This window comes from Streptomyces sp. SM1, from assembly GCF_002910825.1.
Taxonomy (GTDB): Bacteria; Actinomycetota; Actinomycetes; order Streptomycetales; family Streptomycetaceae; genus Streptomyces; species Streptomyces okerensis.
This window is the reverse complement of record NZ_NEUB01000078.1, coordinates 1-235: the sequence shown is the minus strand read 5'-3', so window position 1 is coordinate 235 and position 235 is coordinate 1. Positions and strand designations below refer to the sequence as shown.

The window sequence follows — 235 nt, the reverse complement described above, 5'->3', positions numbered from 1 at the left end:
GGTCCGGGGCGGAGCCCCAGGTTCGGGACGGGAAGGGGCGGCGGGGGCGATGCGCGGTGGTTCAGGGTGATGTCAGGGCCCGGCCCAGCGCGGACAGGAAACCGTCCGTCGTCTCCCGGTCCCGTACCGCCAGGCGCAGCCACTCCTCGTCCAGCCCCGGAAACGTGTCCCCCCGGCGCACCGCGTACCCGAGCGCGCGCAACCGCCCTCGTACCGTCGCCGCGTGCGGCAACCG

Annotated in this window: 1 pseudogene; it reads right to left on the bottom strand. The window is 75.7% G+C overall.

From position 1 onward, the window contains the following. Positions 1 to 61 precede the first annotated feature (61 nt). A pseudogene (locus B9S61_RS41955) lies at positions 62 to 235 on the bottom strand (aminotransferase); the annotation flags it as partial.